We start from the raw sequence: 17,639 nt of genomic DNA, 5'->3' as shown, positions 1-17,639 counted from the left end.
ATGTAGTATCCTTTTTTCTTATAATTTTTAGTTATAATGCCTTAATTTATACCTATTATTATGTGAAATGATACATTGTAAACCCAATATATACATGATACAATGACGATATGGACAGGTTCGTACTATAAAACATTAACATAGTAAGGTAGACTCTTGTCAGCAGTGTAATTTTTATCCTAAGGAGGGTGAATCTCTTGCAAAAACGTAAAGATTTTATCTGGAAAATGGGCGGCCAACAAGGTGAAGGTATCGAGAGTTGTGGCGAAATCATGGCGACAATCCTCGCTAAAGAAGGTTATTCCTTGTATAGCCAACGTTTATTTGCATCTCGTATCAAAGGTGGTCATACTACATTCGCATTGCGCGTTGCATTAGAACAAGTTATGTCTATTGGTGAAGGTGTAGACTTCTTGCTTTCCCTTGATCAAGAAACAGTTGATATGCATGGTTCTGAAGTTCGTGAGGGCGGTTACATCATCTGTGACAGCAAAGTAAATCCTGACTTCTCTAAATTTGAAGGTACAAAGGTTAATTGCTTGTCCTTGCCAATCTCTGAAACCGCAATGAAACAAGGTTCCTTGTTGATGCGTAATATCGTAGCACTTGGTATGTCTGTAGCACTTCTTGGTTTCGATACTAAGATGTTTAAAGATGCGATTGCTGCTAAATTTGCGAAAAAATCCCAAGAAATCGTGGATAAAAACTTAGCTGCCTTTGACGATGGTTATGGCCTTGTAATGGAAAAATTGGGCGATGTGGAAATCGATACATTGCCAGCTCCTGGTAAGAAAGATCAAATGTTCTTATTAGGTAATGAAGCATGTGCTTTAGGTGCTATTGCTGCGGGCTCCCGTTTCATGGCATCTTATCCTATTACTCCAGCATCTGAAGTAATGGAATATATGATTAAAAATATGGATAAATTGGGTGCTACTATCGTTCAAACAGAGGACGAAATCGCAGCATGTATGACAGCTATGGGTGGCGTATACGCAGGTGTTCGTGGCTTCACATGTACTTCTGGCCCTGGTCTTTCCTTGATGGCTGAATCCTTATCCATGGCTTCCATGGCTGAATTACCAATGGTTGTTATCGACGTTCAACGTTCTGGCCCATCTACAGGTATGGCTACAAAGGTTGAACAATCCGATATTGATGCAGCTTGCTATAATGCACATGGCGATTACTCTGGTATCGTTATTTCTCCAACATCTATTGAAGAATGCTTCTATGAAATTCAAAAAGCTTTCAACTTGGCAGAAATGTACCAATGTCCAGTTATCTTCATGCCTGATTTACAACAAGGTTTGAATAAACAATCCGTTCCTTCCTTCGATTTGAACCGTGTACCTATTAACCGCGGTAAAATGATGAAAGAAGCTGATCTTCCTGAATTGGAACAACCTAACTACTTCAAACGTTTTGAATTGACTGAAGATGGTATTTCTCCACGTACAATTCCTGGCATGAAAAATGGTCTATTCCTTTCCACAGGTTTAGAACATAATGAAGAAGGTAAACCAGCAGAAGCGCCTACAATGCACGTAGCGCAAACTGATAAACGTTTCCGCAAATTGGAAACTGTAGCTGACAACTATGAACCATTCTTGAATAACGCTAAATACGACGAAGCAGATGTACTTGTTGTAGGTATGGCTTCTAGCCGTGGCGCTATCGAAGAAGCTGTTGCTGAATTCGATCAAGAAGGTGTTAAAGTTAACCACTTGCAATTGCGCTTGATTAAACCATTCCCAGCAAAACAATTACAACCATTCATGGATGCTGCGAAAAAAGTGGTTATCGTTGAGCACAATGCAACAGGTCAATTGACTAACTTATTTAAAATCAACATGCATAAGAAATCTAAAATTTCCAGCTGCTTGAAATACGATGGTAATCCATTCACAAAAAGTTATGTGAAAAATGCGATTAAGGAGGTCCTATAATATGACAACAGCTAAAGATTACAGAAACGATATTCGTCCTAACTGGTGTCCAGGCTGTGGCCATTATGGGGTTCAAGCAGCGATTACTGACGCTGTAGTAGCGAAAAATATTCCACCAGAAAAATTAGCAGTAATTTCCGGTATCGGTTGCTCTAGCCGTATCGGTGGTTATTTCTACGCATATGGAGCTCATACAACTCATGGTCGTGCGCTTCCTTACGCACAAGGCGTTAAACTTGCTAACCAAGACTTAGAAGTTATCGCTTGCTCTGGTGATGGTGATGCGTTCGCTATTGGTATGGGTCACACTATCCATGCTTTCAAACGTAATGTAAATATGACATACGTCGTAATGGATAACCATGTATATGGTTTGACTAAAGGTCAAGCATCCCCTCGTTCCGATATCGGTTTTGTTACAAAAACAACTCCTCGTGGGGCTTTCGAATCTCCATTGTCCGTTTGTGAAACTGCAATTGCTGCAGGTGCTACATTCGTAGCACAAGGTTACATGATTAATCGTGCACAACTTGTAGAGTTGATTCAAAAGGCAATGGATCATGAAGGTTTCTCCTTTATCAACGTATTCAGCCCATGTGTTACATACAATAAACACAACAGCTATGACTGGTTCAAAGAACATTTGGTAGAATTGCCAGAAGGTTATGACCCAACAGATCGTGCAGCAGCACTTAAAACATTGGGTGAAACTGATGGATTGGTAACAGGTGTTATCTATCAAGATACTACTAAACCTTCCTTCGAAAAAGCTCTGGCAGCAGCAAATGGTGGTCCACATCCTCGTCCATTAACTGAAGATGTTGTAAAACCAGATCAAGCGCTATTCGATAGCCTTTGCAATCAATTTAAATAATCTTATCTAAATTGAATTATGTATAATCTGAACCCCTCTTTACTGAATGTCTGGTAAAGAGGGGTTTTTACATTATGACATTATGAATAGTATGATTACTTTAGAGTGTTGTGAATGATACGGTTATTTTATAGTGGTATGAATGATACGGTTATTTTATAGTGGTATGAATCGTATTATTACTTTACGGAGGTTTTCTTAATTGATATACTAATTTATAATTTAGGATATTTATAATTAAGTAAAAATTGAACGCTTATAAGTATAAGAGGCTATTATTTCAGAATATGAGGCATAATGGAAACGTATAGAAGTATCATTTACTATGCGATTCATTAAGGAGAGGGAATGAGTAACGTGTCGAATGAATATAATGAAGCATTACTAGAGCCACTTAAGTATTATCGGGAAGAGTTAAAAGATTCCTTCCAACAAGTAACCGAAGAATACTTTCAACAACTAGTAGATCAATCAAAGATTGATATAGATAACAATAAAGTATTAATAGATAAGTATACTGCTGTATCAGAAAATCGGGACCAATCGAATACATCATATAAACGATTTGGCATTATTAAAAAGGTTGATATTGTTATTGGTATAGGTGCCATTATTTATGGTATTTATCAGTTTTCACAAGAGTATATTGATATTGTAGCGGTTATTGTTTCTATACTTATATTAGTTCTATGTGTAGGGCTTTACCTATATTGGATTAAGCCTAATAGTAAAAGCCTTGAAGAAAAACTTAATGATTTAGATGCTACATTAGCTAAAATGCGTCAAGAAGGCTATGAGATGATGGCCCCTTTAAACAATCTATTTCATAGTGAAATGACTGTAGAACTTATAAAAAAGGCGATTCCCTTTATTCATATGGATTCTAACTTTAATATTGAACGATATGAACAGCTCGTTAAAGATTATGGATTCTTAGAAAAAGGTGATGTGAATCATTCCACCTTAGATATTGCTTCTGGTGATATTTTAGGAAACCCTTTTGTTTTTCTGAAGCGCATAATCCACTGGATGGATGATTATACGTATGAAGGCACCTTAAATGTTACGTATACAGAAGAGTATGTTGATTCTAATGGGAATCTAAAAACTCGTGATGTTAACGAAACATTACGGGCCGTTATAAGACAACCTGGTCCTTATTATGCCAATAAAGTATCTTTAGTGTATGGTAATCATGCAGCACCTAACCTAACATTCCATAGGAAGCCACCGGAAAAAGGATTCTTTAATTTCGGTAGCGCTAAGAGTAAGATAGCAAAAGGTATTGCTAGTCTTAGACAGAAGAGTCAGGATTCATTGGAGAATGGCGGAAGCTTCCAAGCTTTAGCCAATGAAGAGTTTGATGCACAATTTAATGCATTAGATCGCAACAATGAGGTTGAGTTCCGCGTACTATTTACGCCATTAGCACAAAACAACTATAAGGATATTTTTGAAAACTCTCCATATGGAGATGACTTTATATTTAATAAAGAGTGTAAAATTAATGAGATTAATGCTGACAATTCTCAAAATTGGGACTTTGATACATCACCATCTCAGTATTATGATTTTTCATTCGAAAAGATTAAAGAGAAGTTCATTAATTACAACTGTAGTTACTTTGATCATATGTATTTCTCATTCCTCCCAATTTTAGCAATTCCTGTGTATCAACAGATGGCATCTAATGATTATATTTATAGTAAATCTTATGCTTTCAAATATAATGATTACATTACAGAAATGCTAGCCAATAAAATGGGACTCAATTTATTTGTTCCCCCTAATGCGTCGGAGCGTAATAATGTAAAAACAATCCTTAAGACTAGCCACCATAAAAATGAAGGTGACTCAGAAGTGATTAAGGTAGATGCCTATTCGTATAGAACGATTGAACACATAGATGAAGTGCCTGTGCGAGCGGGTAATGGTAGAACCTATTATGTACCAGTCCGCTGGGACGAGTATGTTCCTGTTACAAAACACGAATTGATAGAGGTTTCAGAAATTAAATCTGCTGGAGAGGATTTTAATCATATTAAAGGTCTAGACCAGTATCAAAAATCTGAAAATAATAGAGATCGGTCTTTTGCATACGATCACTTTATGGCAGGTAAACTATATCGACAAAATCAGTCTCTCGACGATTTATTAAATACTATTTACAAAGAATTTGGAGGTACCCAAAATGGCTAACCAACTCGACGAAATGAATCCGGAAATTATGTCTGAAGGCAGAGATGTGCATGTTATCGCTAAGGTAATCCCTGTTGAAACTAGTGGCTTTGAAAAACTTCTTCCAACGATCCTTATGGCAGTTGGTGTTATCGGTATCGTTTTAGGCATAGTTATAGACAAGTATCTAGTATCTATTATTGGCGCCATTGTATTGATTTATCCATGGTGGCGATTAAAACAAATTAGCTCAGAGTTTAATATGATGGAACAAAGAATTCAAAATGCTGCATCTGAAATTGATAACTATATGGAGCAACGTGTTGTGATTCTTTCTAATGCGGCTAAACTTGTGGAAAAATCTATTGAAGTTGATAAGGATATCCTTGTAGACATTGCTAAGTATAGAAGTGGTAATTTTTCTGAAGAATCTAGAAGTGATGTGAATGCACAACTTAACAAGGCTACAAGAGCCCTCAACGTAGCTATAGAAAATTATCCAGAATTACAAAGCCAAGATACAATTCGTGATGCAATGCAACAAAATTCTTACTTACAAAAAGAAATTACTGCAGCTAGAACGTTGTATAATGATGCTGTAAATACTTGGAATAGAGAAATCTTTGAATTCCCATTTAAAAAGATTGTAGCGGCCAAAGAAGGTAGAACTACTAGAATTCCATTTATTGCAGATCAAGAAACTAAAGAAAAATCTAAAGGCGTTTTCTTTTAAGGGATAGGCAATTGGAGGTTAGTGTATAAAGGGCATACTATAAAATCTGACATTAGTATATAAGGGGATACTATGAAGTCTTATGAAAAAGGGATTAGCTTGTCTATCTGGACATTGAGCTGGCCTATATTTATCGAAGTATTCCTACAGCTGTTAGTAGGTAATATAGACCAAGTAATGATGAGCCATTACTCTCCTCAAGCGGTAGCAGCTGTGGCTAATGCCAATCAAATTTTAAATATCTTTATTATGCTCATCATTGTTATGAGTACAGCTACGACGATTTTGATTGCCCAGTATTTAGGGGCTAAGAATCAGTCTAAGCTATCTGAGGTGTGTACGGTCAGTTTGGTGTTGAACTTTTTGTTTTCATCTGTTGCGGCCGTATTCTTTATCACCTGTCATGAATGGATTTTTACATGGCTAGGTATACCTCCCGAAACGATGAGTGATACGTCGATATATACGACCATTGTGGCCGCAGGATTACCGATTCAGGCTATGTATTATGCGTTGGTTGCCGTATTTAGAGGCCATTCATTAACGCGTGTTACTATGTATATCGCGTTAGTTATGAATGTTATCCATATCACAACTAACTATGTATTAATATTTGGTCATGGTCCCATACCAAGCCTTGGTGTACTAGGGGTATCAATTTCTACCTGGTTATCTAAGGTGGTAGGCCTCGTAATTATTGGCTATACCTTTAAGAAGTTGCTTACTTTAGAGGTGAGCTTCAAATTTTTAAAACCATTCCCGTGGCATACGGTTAAGTCTTTACTGAATATCAGTGTTCCCTCTGGTGGTGAAACATTAAGCTATCAGCTATCTCAGACAACGATTATGAAAATGGTCAACATCCTAGGGCTAGCTGTTATTAATACAAAGGTGTATGTTTCGGTTATAGCCATGCTTTGCTATGTATATACCATAGCATTAGCAAATGCATCTCAAGTTATTGTGGGTTACCTGATGGGGGCTAAACGACAAGCTGAGGTGACAAATCGCGTATGGCATTCTATGTTGTTAGCCATTGCCATTAGTGTAGGACTGGCTACGTTCTTTTATATTACCAGTGATATTGTACTATCCATATTTACTACGGATCCAGAAATCCTATCGTTAGCACATAATGTATTACTGATTGAGATTTTTCTTGAGTTAGGTCGTGCCGTTAATATTGTTATGGTTGGCTGCTTACAAGCAGCAGGGGATATTAGAACACCGATGCTCGTAGGCATTTTTGGCATGTGGTTATGTGCTGTACCATTGTCCTATCTATTTGGAATTTACTGGGAATGGGGGCTCGTAGGCATTTGGATTGCCATGGCGGTAGATGAAATTTTACGAGGTTTATTATTTGTATATCGCTGGTATAGTGGGAAGTGGAAAAATAGACGCCTCATAGAGGCATAGTCTTATATTTACACGATTTCAATATACTTTTAGTAGTTTGTAGATATAGTTAGCCTTACATTAGAGAGTGTAAGGCTAATTATTTGTGAAAGTAGGTTTATATGAGTAAGACAGTAGGCATTATTGGCTTAGGTCTATTAGGTGGTTCGTTGGCGAAGGCTTTAAAGGCCTATACCGATTATGAGGTGGTAGGGTATGCTCGTCGCCAAGAGGTTTGTGATGCGGCCATTCAGGATGGGGTGGTAAAAGCTGCTTGGACTGAGGTAGAACCATTGATTGAAAATTCAGATATCGTTGTATTTTCATTGCCTCCAGATACAAATGCAAGACTATTTACAGAAATGGCACATCTTTTTAGACCAGGACAAGTGGTGACTGATGTATCTAGTGCAAAGGAAAACTTTGTACGAGCTGTATATGATTCTATTCCGAAAGGGACAATTTTTGTGTCTGTTCATCCTATGGCTGGCTCTGAAAAGGGTGGCTACGAAGTATCTCATAAAAACCTATTTAAAGGTATGGGTTGGATTGTACTAGAGGATAAGGCCTCTGATGTATATAATGAAGAGGTTGCTCAAGAACTAGCTGAAATGGGACGCGCTGTAGGATCACGTATTGAATTCGTCGATATCTATGCTCACGATGCGTATTTAGCTATGGTGAGTCATATGCCACATTTATTGGCATCCATTTTAACTCAAGTTTCCGGTGGTGATGAATTAGGCGAGTTGCGCATGAAATTATCTGCAGGAGGCTTTAGAGATTGTACACGTGTTGCCGGTGGTTTGCCATCTATGTGGCGTGAAATCATTTATGGTAATAGACACAATGTAATTGAAGGTCTTTCACAAATCGAATCCGAAATCAAACGGGTAAAAGAGATACTTTCACAAGAAGATGAAGGTCAAGCTTTAGAATCCTATCTTGAACGAGGAAGAGAAATCCGCGGTAAATTACCATATTTAACCGGTCAAATAAAGAATAGCTAATGATAAATAATTATTAGCTAAGGCTATACATTGATTAGCACTCATAGAATACTGACAATGAATAATTAACATTCATTTGAACTTGATGTATATTTATGTAGCTGAAGCAACGCGGTTTATGCAGTATAATGTGTATACTAGGGTTCGTAAAGAATATACATTTAACATATTATTTAGTTAAGGAGATACCATGAGTTTGTTACAAGAAACTTGTGACGCTATTAGAGGTCGCAGTCATGAAATTGAACAACATATAATCGATAATTGGAATGCAGGGTCACCTGTAGAACAATATGGGCGACTTGTAAACGTGGTGGCTCAATATGGTGCGGCTACAAATCAGGAACATTTAACGGTTCCAAAGCCTTGTATGATTATTGCCTCTGCCGATCATGGCGTGGCCGATATGGGCGTAAGTGCGTATCCAAAGGAAACAACTGTAGGGATGACACAAAACTACTTAATTCCTAAAGGGGCGGGTGCCAATTCCTTAGCTAATTACTGTGGTGCTCAAATGGAAGTCATCGATATGGGCATTGATGCAGATATGAGCTGGGTACCAGGACTCCGTAGTCATAAACTTGGTATGGGCACAAAAAACTTTGTTGAAGAACCGGCCATGACACGTGAACAAGCCATTGAAGGCATTGAAACAGGTATCCGCCTTGTAAAAGAGAAAATCGACGAAGGCTTTAATGTTTTCTTAGTAGGGGAAATGGGCATTTCCAATACTACTGCTAGTGCTCTTATGACAGCCAAGTTTGCAGGACTCACTGCAGAGGAAGCTACAGGGCGAGGCACTAATATTTCTGATGAGCGTCTAAAATTAAAGCAACGCATTGTGCATGATGTATTAGAAAAATATAAAAATATTCCGAAAGATGATGCAATCGGAATTTTATCCTCTGTGGGCGGCTTTGAATTTACATGTATCGTAGGTGTTATTCTAGGTGCTGCAGCGAATAATGCACTTGTTATTATTGATGGTTTTAATACATCTGCTTGTGCATTGGTTGCTAAAACATTAGTTCCACAGACGATGGATTATGTAATGGCATCTCATTTATCTGCTGAAAAAGCGGCTAAATCTTCTTTAGAAAATTTAGGCCTTGAAGCCTATGTTGATTTAGGTCTTTGTCTCGGTGAGGCCTCTGGTGGGTCCATTCAAATGGGGATGCTAGATCTTGCCGTTCATATGTATTTGGCTGTTACAGGAGGTAAGGCATGAGAACTTTTACAATTGAACCATTACATGCGCCATCCATGGAAGCATGCCGATTACGTATCGATAATTTAACAAAACCTATTTATAGCCTTGCAACATTAGAGTTAATAGCTGAGCGTTTTGCAGGCATTCTGGCAGATCCTCAACCAAATCATTTGCGATATGGCGTACTTGTGGTGGCGTCGGACCACTTGGTAGATGGTCCCCAAAATAGTCAGCATGGTAGTGAAAGTTATGAGGCTATCAAGCGTTTCAATGAAGGTAGAACGGCTACGCAGGGGGCGGCATTTAAGTTAAATGCAGACGTACATGTTGTAAATGTAGGTCTTGAGCAAGATACTAGTAATCTAGAATATATTGATCAACAAGTCATTCGTAAAGGATCTCATTTCTTTGGTGTAGAACCTGTTATTTCTCGAGATGAACTTGAGCAAGCTCTAGAGCTTGGCTTTACCTATGCTGATAAATTACATGCTGATGGATTACAAGTGGTGGCGATTGGTAACGTAGGGGAAAGGGCATTCCTTGACTCCCTCGTAACGACGGCTACAATTACGGGCTGTGCCTATGACGATATTCTCGTTCATACCGAATGTGGACCTACGGTAGAACAACGGGCTGCTCATATTCATTCCTTTGTCGATCGTTTTAATATTGCTGTTGATGATTGGTCTGTTTTGAGTGAAAGTGAGCGCCGTGATGCGGTATTACACTTACTTCAGGTAGCAGGGGGACTAGATATTGTATTCTTAACAGGTTTTATCTTAGGTGCCGCAAGTCACCGTATGGCAGTAGTATTTGATAATGCCGTAACAGGCGCAGCTGTATTGGCTGCAGTTACTATTGAGCCATTAGTTAAGGACTATGTATTCCCATCCGCAGCATATGAGGAACCAATCCATAAGGAGCAATGTCGATTCTTAGGTGTAAAACCATGTTTGCACTATAACTTACAAATTGATGAAGCATTAGGCTCTACAATGGGACTATCCATTATCGATGCATCCATGCATATGCTGAATGATATGAAAACCTTCGTAGAAGCTGAGGTTAAAGCCGCTGAAGACGGAGCCGGTAAAGGTAGACAAAAGAATAAAGAGTAATCTAAATAAAAGAGGGGTTATTAAATCCCTCTTTTTATATGTTTTATGCTCAATTATGCAAAATTAACTGAGAATTTCATGGAAAAACCATTGACACTATATGTGTAAATTGATATTATTATAGGGCAGTCAGGACAGACTTAAATTGTTCTTGACGACAGATTGATGATTATGTTATATTAATTATCGGTTCTGTATGCGGGAATAGCTCAGCGGTAGAGCACCGCCTTGCCAAGGCGGGGGTCGCGAGTTCGAATCTCGTTTCCCGCTCCATACATTCCTCGATAGCTCAGTTGGTAGAGCAATCGGCTGTTAACCGATCGGTCGTAGGTTCGAGTCCTACTCGAGGAGCCATTTATGACTCACTAGCTCAGTTGGCAGAGCACCTGACTTTTAATCAGGGTGTCCCGCGTTCGAGTCGCGGGTGAGTCACCATTCTGGCCCGTTGGTCAAGCGGTTAAGACACCGCCCTTTCACGGCGGTATCCCGGGTTCGATTCCCGGACGGGTCACCACATATGGACGATTAGCTCAGCTGGGAGAGCGCCTGCCTTACAAGCAGGATGTCGGCAGTTCGATCCTGTCATCGTCCACCACATGCGGGAATAGCTCAGCGGTAGAGCACCGCCTTGCCAAGGCGGGGGTCGCGAGTTCGAATCTCGTTTCCCGCTCCATTAATGTTCCTCGATAGCTCAGTTGGTAGAGCAATCGGCTGTTAACCGATCGGTCGTAGGTTCGAGTCCTACTCGAGGAGCCAATTTCATATGGCCCGTTGGTCAAGCGGTTAAGACACCGCCCTTTCACGGCGGTATCCCGGGTTCGATTCCCGGACGGGTCACCACATGGACGATTAGCTCAGCTGGGAGAGCGCCTGCCTTACAAGCAGGATGTCGGCAGTTCGATCCTGTCATCGTCCACCAACGTAAGCGGTCATCTTCAGATGACCGCTTTTTGTTATAGTAAACAAGACATATTAACGTGGCGCGTACATGATGATATAAACACCCACAAGACATACAAGACCGCCGATGATATCATATGTGTCTGGTCGTAAACCATCGATGAGCCAACCCCATAGGATGGAGAGGGCGATAAATACGCCACCATAGGCTGCGTAAACTTTGCCGAAGCTTGCTTCCGGTTGGAAGGTAGGGATGATGCCGTATAAAAATAGGATGATGGCACCAGCCAGTAAATAGACAGGACTTTTATCGTCACGCATATACAGCCATACTAAATAACCGCCACCAATTTCGGCTAAACCAGCCAATATAAAGAAGAAAATAGATAATAGCATAATAACCTCACAATATTAATTGAAATCTATTCTCTATTTTATAACTTGTTGCGGTAGAGGGCAATAAAAAAGCCTGTACACGTATTTGTGTACAGGCTTTGAGTCGTTCTTATAAACGTGCTGGTGATTCGCTTTGTACATAGTCCATGAAGGTATGCATTGTTTCAGATTTAGAGTTATTCTTCTTGAATGCGAAGCACACTTGTAGTTTAAATGGTTTTTCTAAAGGTATGAAGCCATCATTGATATTTAAAGAATTTAAGATTTGGCGTGCTACGATGCAGCCGGATTTATTTTTTTTGCAGTAGTCGATCATTGTATATGGGTTGGATAAACGGCTGCCTCTAATATGTAGGTTTTGTTGGCCGTTACCCACATAGTTTTTCAATGTGCGATACATAAAGTACTTAGGTGGATACATAAGCAACGGTTGTTGCTGAATTGCTTTCAAACTAGCAACTTCCATACCATCGATAATGTTTGGAGCATAGTATACGAATTCGTCCTCCCGAAGGGCCGTAGATTCATAGGCTGACATATCTTTGTTGTTTGGTAAGTAGAGGAGAGCGATGTCGATACGATTTTCGCGTAAGTCGAGCATCAATTCTTCTTCTTCCATGTCGTAAATGCTAACTGAAAACTCAGGATGGTTTTGGAAGAAGTGAGATACATAGCCATTGAGGCGGATATCACCTAAACTACGTAATACACCAATATTTAATATTGGACGCTCTACCTTGCTGGCTAAACGAATCGATTGGATAGCGCGTTCCAATGTGTCAAGAACTTGCTCTGCTTCTGGTAGGAATAACTCGCCTTCAGGCGTCAAACGGCTACCTCTTGTAGAGCGGGATATTAATTTCACACCAACTAGACGCTCTAATTTTTTCATTTGAGCGCTGAAAGCTGATTGTGTAATATTCATAGATTGTGCAGCTAATGTAAAGCTTCCTGTTTTATTATAGGTAATAAAACTTTGTAGCTCTTGCATTGTAGGTAACTCTTTCATAGTATTCCCCCAATATTGACATAAAACTCCAATGATACCTATTACCTTTCTTACTCATATTGTAGCATACTATAATTGTTTTTTCATCTAAATCTATAAAATATGATGAATCATGCACAATCGATATAGTGGGCAATATTATCGTAAAAAATCGTGATAAATAAATGCGATTATGCACTTATTTCAATGACTTTCACAATTATCAATAATTGACATAAGTAAATGAAAATGATATTATACATGGGTACCATTCTGTGTAGGTACAGGTTTATATTAATCTTATGAGGTGATAATCACATGGCAACGAGAAGAGAGGCTCGATTCAAACTTTGTCGTCGCTTTGGTGTGAACGTATTCGGTCACGCAAAAGCCTTGAATCGCGTCAAAAAAGACCAACGTCAGAAAAAAATGTCTGAGTATGGCACACAATTATTAGAAAAACAAAAAGTTAAAGCTTACTACAACTTGCTAGAACGCCAGTTCGTACGCTATTATGATAAAGCGAAAAAAATGCAAGGTGTTACAGGTCAAAACATGTTGATCCTTTTGGAACAACGTCTTGATAACCTTGTATATCGCATCGGCTTCGGTAACTCCATTCGTCAAGCTCGTCAAATGGTAAACCATGGCCACATCTTGGTAAACGGTCGTCGCGTAGACATTCCTTCCTTCTCCTGCAAACCAGGCGATGTAATCGAATTGCGCGAAGCATCTCGTGACAACGAAATGTTCAAAACTAACTTCCAAGAACTTCGTTCTTTCGAACTTCCTTACATTGAAAAAGACTTGGAAGGCTTCAAAGCTACATTCACTCGTCTTCCTCAACGTGAAGAACTTCCTATCGAAGTTAACGAAACACTTATCGTCGAATTGTACTCCAAATAATTTGGCGCTTATGGGAAAACCACTCAGAATTGGGTGGTTTTTTCTTTATGACATATCACTGTTAATGGGCTATAACAGTGTAAAAAACAATTGACATAGAACACCAAAATCTGTATACTATTTTGAGTAAGCTTTAGTCGTGTTTCCATTAGCCCCGGAAGCAAAGGACAAGCTGATTTTGGTAGAATTATGACGTTATTAGGAGGATATGCAGCATGAAAACTACATTTATGGCCAATCCGAACACAATCGAACGGAAATGGTATGTTGTTGACGCTGAAGGTAAAACTTTAGGACGCCTTGCTGCCGAAGTTGCAAAAGTTCTTCGGGGCAAAAATAAACCAACTTTCACACCACACGTAGACACTGGTGACCATGTGATCGTTGTAAACGCAGAAAAAATTCGTGTAACTGGTAAAAAATTGGAACAAAAGGAATACTTCCGTCACTCTGGTTACCCAGGTGGTTCCCGTTTCACTAAATTGTCCATGATGCTTGAAAAACAACCTGAACGTGTTGTTGAAATGGCAGTTCGTGGTATGCTTCCAAAAAACAAATTGGGTGCACAACAATACCGTAAATTAAACGTATACGCTGGTCCTGAGCATCCACATGCAGCTCAAAAACCAGAAGTTTTAGAAATTTCCGTACGATAATCTAGAGGGAGGAACATATAATGGCAGTAGCACAATATTACGGCACTGGTCGTAGAAAATCTTCCGTTGCTAGAGTTCGTCTGGTACCGGGCACAGGTAAAATCACTGTTAACAAACGTGAACTTAATGATTATTTCGGTCGCCAAACTTTGGAATTGATCGTAAAACAACCTTTGAACTTGACTAACACAGTTGAACAATACGATGTAATCGCAACTGTAGCTGGTGGCGGTCCTTCCGGTCAAGCTGGTGCAATTCGTCACGGTATTTCCCGTGCGTTATTGGACGTAGATGGCGAACTTCGTCAATCTTTGAAAAAAGCTGGCTTCTTGACTCGTGACCCACGTATGAAAGAACGTAAAAAATACGGTCTTAAAAAAGCCCGCAAAGCAAGCCAATTCTCCAAACGTTAATATTTGGAAAACAGGTTATTACACCTGCAGACAATGTCTGCAGGTGTTTTTTTGTGTTTAATTTATGGTATAGTGTAAATATATTTTGTTTGTAAAGGGGAAACAGTATGGAAAATAATAACTCAGATGAAAAGGTTTATGTTACGAGGATTAACTTAAAAACAGCTACAGATCATAGGAAGGAGTTAATTGATTTCTGTTTAAATGGTAAAAATGAATTTACTGATGATGAGAAAGCTCAAGGTAAGGCTCAATTTTTAGCTATAGGTTGGAGTTGTGTTGATTTTAAATCTGATGACTACTCTGCGTTTTATGATACCGTAGTAGAGTATGTACATGGACAAAATCGACGATTAAATCCAGCTTTAAAGATATTTAAAGACGCTCGTGTAAATGATCTGTTTTGGACGCGAGACCTAAATGGTGTGTATTGGATTTGTAGAGTAAAAAATCCTGCTAAGGCCTATTTAAATAGAGAGTTAGATATAGGTGCGATTTTACCTGTTGAAGCTTATGAATTCGAGCTTGAAGTACCTGGTCAGATAAAAGCATCGTTTAATCGTGCAAGAGGTGGAATTGTTCAGCGATTACAATATCCAGCTATCACCGAATACTCTAAATTTGTGTTTAATAAATTATCTGGTAAAAATTACTATGATATTAATTTAAGTATAGCGAATAATGTAATAGAGAATTTACCCGATTTTGAATTGGAGGAGTTAGTAATTTCTTACATTCAAATTGTAAAAGGCTATTATCTTCTTTCGAACTCCATTGCTAATAAATCAACGACTGTAAAAATTGAGTGTCAGTTAATTTCCCGCGATGTAAATGATGTTAAAAAGGCTGTTGTACAAGTTAAAGGGCCTAAAGCGCCAGCGTTAAATGCTCTTTCTTTCAAGGACTACGAAAACAAAGGCTATTATATCTATTTATATGCACCTAAGGTTGATAATTTAGAAGAGATGAAGAATGTTATTCAAATTACCACTGAGGAACTACAAGCATTCTATAAGGAATATAAAGCTATCTTGCCAGAATCTATTACTCAATTTGAAAATCTATTTAATATTGGGTTTAGTGAAAAGGAATAATTTCACATTTACATCGTCATTTAATTTTCCTATAATAAAGATATATAATCGAATTTTTTCGAATATAGATTTTCATATAGGAGAACTCATATGATTTATAATACAATTCAGTACGTAGTGGACAACGGCATTGGTACGTTGACATTTAATCGTCCCGCAGTGGCGAACGGTTTTAACATCGAAATGTGTAAGGAGATCCTAGAGGTCTTAGATAAGGCTCACAACGATGAAAGTGTGCGTGCTTTGCTCATCAATGCAGAAGGTAAAGTATTCTCTGCTGGCGGCGACTTAACAGAAATGGAACGCGCTGTAAACGATGGAGATACAGAGTCCTTGTTTGAAATTGTTGAGCTCGTAGCTCAAATTTCTATGGCTATGAAACGCTTGCCTAAACCTGTTATCATGAGCCTTCAAGGTGCTGCAGCAGGTGCGGCATTTAATATGGCATTAGCAGCAGACTTTGTGGTGGCAGCTAATAACGTACGCTTCATTCAAGCGTTCGTAAACGTAGGTCTTGCTCCTGATGCAGGTGGGTTGTTCTTGTTAACTCGTTCTATTGGTATGAACCGTGCTATGCATATCGTTATGACTGGCGAAGCTGTTTCTGCAGAAAAAGGCAAAGAATGGGGCTTTGTATATAAAGTTTGCGAACCTGAGGACTTAGAAACTGCTACAAGACGTCTTGTTGAAAAATTAGCTAAAGGTCCTGCACAATCTTACCGCGTTATGAAAGAAATGATGTGGAATAGCTTCTTATCTGGTTGGGAAGAGTACAAGAAGTTTGAAGTAGAAAATCAATGCTCTTTAGGGCTTTCTGAAGACTTTAAAGAAGGGGTACGCGCATTCACTGAACGTCGTCGTCCTAAATTTGGTCAAAAATAATAATTATTCTCTTGTAATTCCTTGAAATATCATGTATTTTATAAGCAGTTACTAATATAATTCGAACCGATGTGGCTCTATATATTGAGTTACATCGGTTTTTGCTTTCATAAAAAAGCAAAAGTGTATATAATAGTACTATTATAATAGTTTTAGGAGGTCATTATTACATGGCTCAAGATACAATTAAATGTTATGACGGTCCTAGTGATGTAGTCCAAGCATTGGCGGAGGATTTTATTGATTTTACCAATGATGAAATTAGCCATACTGAAACGTGCATCGTTGGTATTACTGGGGGTACTGTTATAAATGGTTTGTTAGAATTACTTAACTCTCCTGAATATATTGAGCGCCTTAATTGGGAACGGATATTCTTTTTGTGGACTGATGAGCGCTTCTTGCCACAAACGCATGAGGATAATTACTTCAATCGCGTAAAACCTCATTTGCTATGCAAGGCAAAGGGGGCTGCTCATTTCTTGCCAATTAATACGGATTCTAAAACCGTACATGAAGCGGCTGAAGAATATGAAAAAGAGGTTCGCAATGTCCTAAAGGCATGTAAAAAATCTGGTCTTGATTTAGCGTTGCTTGATTTAGGCGAGGATGGTCATACGGCAGGATTATTTGCAGGCTCTCACGCACTGCGTGTAGCTGATCAAGATGTAGTGGCCGTTGAAGATGGCAAGGTATGGGAACGCATTTCTATGACATTTTCTTTCCTAGCAAAATCTGATGCTGTCTGGTTTACTGTGACTGGTGAAAGCAAGCGAACTGCATTGACAAAGGTATTATACCAACGCGAAGATTACGAGGATTTAACGTGGGAAAAACGCATTGGTCGTACATTGCCTGGTGCTGTGCTTTCACAAGAAGCTGTGACCTGGTATGTGGACAAGGCTGCCTATAATGATGTACACTAAAAGATGTA

The 17,639-nt window shown here is 38.9% G+C and carries 16 protein-coding genes and 9 tRNA genes; 23 read left to right on the top strand and 2 right to left on the bottom strand.

The features are described from left to right. The first annotated feature begins 197 nt into the window (after nt 1–197). The 17 genes from VCHSUH03_RS04305 to VCHSUH03_RS04225 all read left to right on the top strand — a co-directional run bounded on the left by VCHSUH03_RS04305 (nt 198) and on the right by VCHSUH03_RS04225 (nt 11,389). Nucleotides 198–1,949: a 2-oxoacid:acceptor oxidoreductase subunit alpha gene (locus tag VCHSUH03_RS04305; RefSeq protein ID WP_105094177.1), complete on the top strand. Its 1,752-nt coding sequence runs from the start codon at nt 198–200 to the stop codon at nt 1,947–1,949. 1 nt (nt 1,950) lies between these two features. Beyond that, nucleotides 1,951–2,823, top strand: a complete 873-nt coding sequence (locus VCHSUH03_RS04300) for a 2-oxoacid:ferredoxin oxidoreductase subunit beta (protein WP_105084915.1) — start codon at nt 1,951–1,953, stop codon at nt 2,821–2,823. A gap of 348 nt (nt 2,824–3,171) precedes the next feature. Next, nucleotides 3,172–5,022: an MAG1210 family protein gene (locus VCHSUH03_RS04295; RefSeq protein ID WP_241567135.1), complete on the top strand. Its 1,851-nt coding sequence runs from the start codon at nt 3,172–3,174 to the stop codon at nt 5,020–5,022. Next, nucleotides 5,015–5,734, top strand: a complete 720-nt coding sequence (locus tag VCHSUH03_RS04290) for a LemA family protein (protein WP_105089697.1) — start codon at nt 5,015–5,017, stop codon at nt 5,732–5,734. The genes VCHSUH03_RS04295 and VCHSUH03_RS04290 overlap by 8 nt, the downstream gene beginning before the upstream one ends. Before the next feature lie 72 nt (nt 5,735–5,806). Further along, nucleotides 5,807–7,153, top strand: a complete 1,347-nt coding sequence (locus tag VCHSUH03_RS04285; RefSeq protein ID WP_105089696.1) for an MATE family efflux transporter — start codon at nt 5,807–5,809, stop codon at nt 7,151–7,153. Between the two features lie 101 nt (nt 7,154–7,254). After that, nucleotides 7,255–8,142, top strand: coding sequence for a prephenate dehydrogenase (locus tag VCHSUH03_RS04280; protein WP_105089695.1), 888 nt, complete (start codon nt 7,255–7,257; stop codon nt 8,140–8,142). A 190-nt stretch (nt 8,143–8,332) separates the two neighbouring features. Continuing rightward, nucleotides 8,333–9,370 carry a nicotinate-nucleotide--dimethylbenzimidazole phosphoribosyltransferase gene (locus VCHSUH03_RS04275; protein ID WP_105094176.1) on the top strand — a complete coding sequence of 346 codons (1,038 nt, stop codon included), beginning with the start codon at nt 8,333–8,335 and terminating at the stop codon, nt 9,368–9,370. After that, complete coding sequence (locus VCHSUH03_RS04270; protein ID WP_105094175.1) at nt 9,367–10,470, top strand: nicotinate-nucleotide--dimethylbenzimidazole phosphoribosyltransferase; 1,104 nt, start codon at nt 9,367–9,369, stop codon at nt 10,468–10,470. Before VCHSUH03_RS04275 ends, VCHSUH03_RS04270 begins: the two co-directional genes overlap by 4 nt. 198 nt (nt 10,471–10,668) lie before the next feature. Beyond that, a tRNA-Gly gene (locus VCHSUH03_RS04265) sits at nt 10,669–10,743 on the top strand. Between the two features lie 5 nt (nt 10,744–10,748). After that, nucleotides 10,749–10,824 (top strand) — tRNA-Asn (locus VCHSUH03_RS04260). A 5-nt stretch (nt 10,825–10,829) separates the two neighbouring features. Then, nucleotides 10,830–10,905: transfer RNA gene (locus tag VCHSUH03_RS04255), tRNA-Lys, on the top strand. A gap of 4 nt (nt 10,906–10,909) precedes the next feature. After that, nucleotides 10,910–10,984, top strand: a tRNA-Glu gene (locus VCHSUH03_RS04250). 5 nt (nt 10,985–10,989) lie between these two features. Beyond that, a tRNA-Val gene (locus VCHSUH03_RS04245) sits at nt 10,990–11,065 on the top strand. A gap of 3 nt (nt 11,066–11,068) precedes the next feature. Next, nucleotides 11,069–11,143, top strand: a tRNA-Gly gene (locus VCHSUH03_RS04240). 7 nt (nt 11,144–11,150) lie between these two features. Further along, a tRNA-Asn gene (locus VCHSUH03_RS04235) sits at nt 11,151–11,226 on the top strand. A 9-nt stretch (nt 11,227–11,235) separates the two neighbouring features. Next, nucleotides 11,236–11,310, top strand: a tRNA-Glu gene (locus VCHSUH03_RS04230). Between the two features lie 3 nt (nt 11,311–11,313). Further along, nucleotides 11,314–11,389: transfer RNA gene (locus VCHSUH03_RS04225), tRNA-Val, on the top strand. Between the two features lie 53 nt (nt 11,390–11,442). Here VCHSUH03_RS04225 and VCHSUH03_RS04220 read toward each other — a convergent pair. Together VCHSUH03_RS04220 and VCHSUH03_RS04215 are read right to left on the bottom strand one after the other, a co-directional pair. After that, entirely contained in the window at nt 11,443–11,766 is a 324-nt protein-coding gene (locus VCHSUH03_RS04220; protein ID WP_105089692.1) for a YnfA family protein, read from the bottom strand. 109 nt (nt 11,767–11,875) lie between these two features. Further along, the gene (locus tag VCHSUH03_RS04215) at nt 11,876–12,775 is read right to left on the bottom strand and encodes a LysR family transcriptional regulator (protein ID WP_105094174.1); all 900 of its coding nucleotides are present in this window, start codon (nt 12,773–12,775) and stop codon (nt 11,876–11,878) included. 297 nt (nt 12,776–13,072) lie between these two features. On the opposite strand from VCHSUH03_RS04215, the gene rpsD reads away from it, so the two are divergent. The 6 genes from rpsD to pgl all read left to right on the top strand — a co-directional run bounded on the left by rpsD (nt 13,073) and on the right by pgl (nt 17,631). Further along, the gene (gene rpsD / locus VCHSUH03_RS04210) at nt 13,073–13,660 is read left to right on the top strand and encodes a 30S ribosomal protein S4 (RefSeq protein ID WP_004695181.1); all 588 of its coding nucleotides are present in this window, start codon (nt 13,073–13,075) and stop codon (nt 13,658–13,660) included. A 215-nt stretch (nt 13,661–13,875) separates the two neighbouring features. Then, nucleotides 13,876–14,316 (top strand): 50S ribosomal protein L13, encoded by a 441-nt coding sequence (rplM, locus tag VCHSUH03_RS04205; RefSeq protein ID WP_005381375.1) that lies wholly within the window; start codon nt 13,876–13,878, stop codon nt 14,314–14,316. A 20-nt stretch (nt 14,317–14,336) separates the two neighbouring features. Further along, a complete protein-coding gene (gene rpsI, locus VCHSUH03_RS04200) occupies nt 14,337–14,729 on the top strand; it encodes a 30S ribosomal protein S9 (RefSeq protein ID WP_004695188.1) in 393 nt (130 codons plus the stop codon). Nucleotides 14,730–14,836: 107 nt separating this feature from the next. Then, nucleotides 14,837–15,823: a ribonuclease D gene (locus VCHSUH03_RS04195; RefSeq protein WP_105094173.1), complete on the top strand. Its 987-nt coding sequence runs from the start codon at nt 14,837–14,839 to the stop codon at nt 15,821–15,823. A 90-nt stretch (nt 15,824–15,913) separates the two neighbouring features. Beyond that, nucleotides 15,914–16,705, top strand: a complete 792-nt coding sequence (gene fabM, locus VCHSUH03_RS04190) for a trans-2-decenoyl-ACP isomerase (protein ID WP_105089690.1) — start codon at nt 15,914–15,916, stop codon at nt 16,703–16,705. 170 nt (nt 16,706–16,875) lie between these two features. Next, nucleotides 16,876–17,631 carry a 6-phosphogluconolactonase gene (gene pgl / locus VCHSUH03_RS04185; RefSeq protein ID WP_105094172.1) on the top strand — a complete coding sequence of 252 codons (756 nt, stop codon included), beginning with the start codon at nt 16,876–16,878 and terminating at the stop codon, nt 17,629–17,631. The last annotated feature ends 8 nt before the right edge of the window (nt 17,632–17,639 follow it).

This window comes from Veillonella infantium (genome assembly GCF_002959895.1).
In the GTDB taxonomy this organism is placed as follows: Bacteria; Bacillota; Negativicutes; order Veillonellales; family Veillonellaceae; genus Veillonella; species Veillonella infantium.
The sequence above is the reverse complement of the archived record's forward strand: the minus strand, read 5'-3'. Positions and strand labels throughout refer to the sequence as shown.

What these genes read in the sequence shown, in the direction of transcription:
- VCHSUH03_RS04300 (WP_105084915.1), top strand. Translation starts at nt 1,951, where the DNA reads ATGACAACAGCTAAAGATTACAGAAACGATATTCGTCCTAACTGGTGT.
- VCHSUH03_RS04295 (WP_241567135.1), top strand. Translation starts at nt 3,172, where the DNA reads ATGAGTAACGTGTCGAATGAATATAATGAAGCATTACTAGAGCCACTT.
- VCHSUH03_RS04290 (WP_105089697.1), top strand. Translation starts at nt 5,015, where the DNA reads ATGGCTAACCAACTCGACGAAATGAATCCGGAAATTATGTCTGAAGGC.
- VCHSUH03_RS04285 (WP_105089696.1), top strand. Translation starts at nt 5,807, where the DNA reads ATGAAGTCTTATGAAAAAGGGATTAGCTTGTCTATCTGGACATTGAGC.
- VCHSUH03_RS04280 (WP_105089695.1), top strand. Translation starts at nt 7,255, where the DNA reads ATGAGTAAGACAGTAGGCATTATTGGCTTAGGTCTATTAGGTGGTTCG.
- VCHSUH03_RS04275 (WP_105094176.1), top strand. Translation starts at nt 8,333, where the DNA reads ATGAGTTTGTTACAAGAAACTTGTGACGCTATTAGAGGTCGCAGTCAT.
- VCHSUH03_RS04270 (WP_105094175.1), top strand. Translation starts at nt 9,367, where the DNA reads ATGAGAACTTTTACAATTGAACCATTACATGCGCCATCCATGGAAGCA.
- VCHSUH03_RS04220 (WP_105089692.1), bottom strand. Translation starts at nt 11,766, where the DNA reads ATGCTATTATCTATTTTCTTCTTTATATTGGCTGGTTTAGCCGAAATT.
- VCHSUH03_RS04215 (WP_105094174.1), bottom strand. Translation starts at nt 12,775, where the DNA reads ATGAAAGAGTTACCTACAATGCAAGAGCTACAAAGTTTTATTACCTAT.
- rpsD (WP_004695181.1), top strand. Translation starts at nt 13,073, where the DNA reads ATGGCAACGAGAAGAGAGGCTCGATTCAAACTTTGTCGTCGCTTTGGT.
- rplM (WP_005381375.1), top strand. Translation starts at nt 13,876, where the DNA reads ATGAAAACTACATTTATGGCCAATCCGAACACAATCGAACGGAAATGG.
- rpsI (WP_004695188.1), top strand. Translation starts at nt 14,337, where the DNA reads ATGGCAGTAGCACAATATTACGGCACTGGTCGTAGAAAATCTTCCGTT.
- VCHSUH03_RS04195 (WP_105094173.1), top strand. Translation starts at nt 14,837, where the DNA reads ATGGAAAATAATAACTCAGATGAAAAGGTTTATGTTACGAGGATTAAC.
- fabM (WP_105089690.1), top strand. Translation starts at nt 15,914, where the DNA reads ATGATTTATAATACAATTCAGTACGTAGTGGACAACGGCATTGGTACG.
- pgl (WP_105094172.1), top strand. Translation starts at nt 16,876, where the DNA reads ATGGCTCAAGATACAATTAAATGTTATGACGGTCCTAGTGATGTAGTC.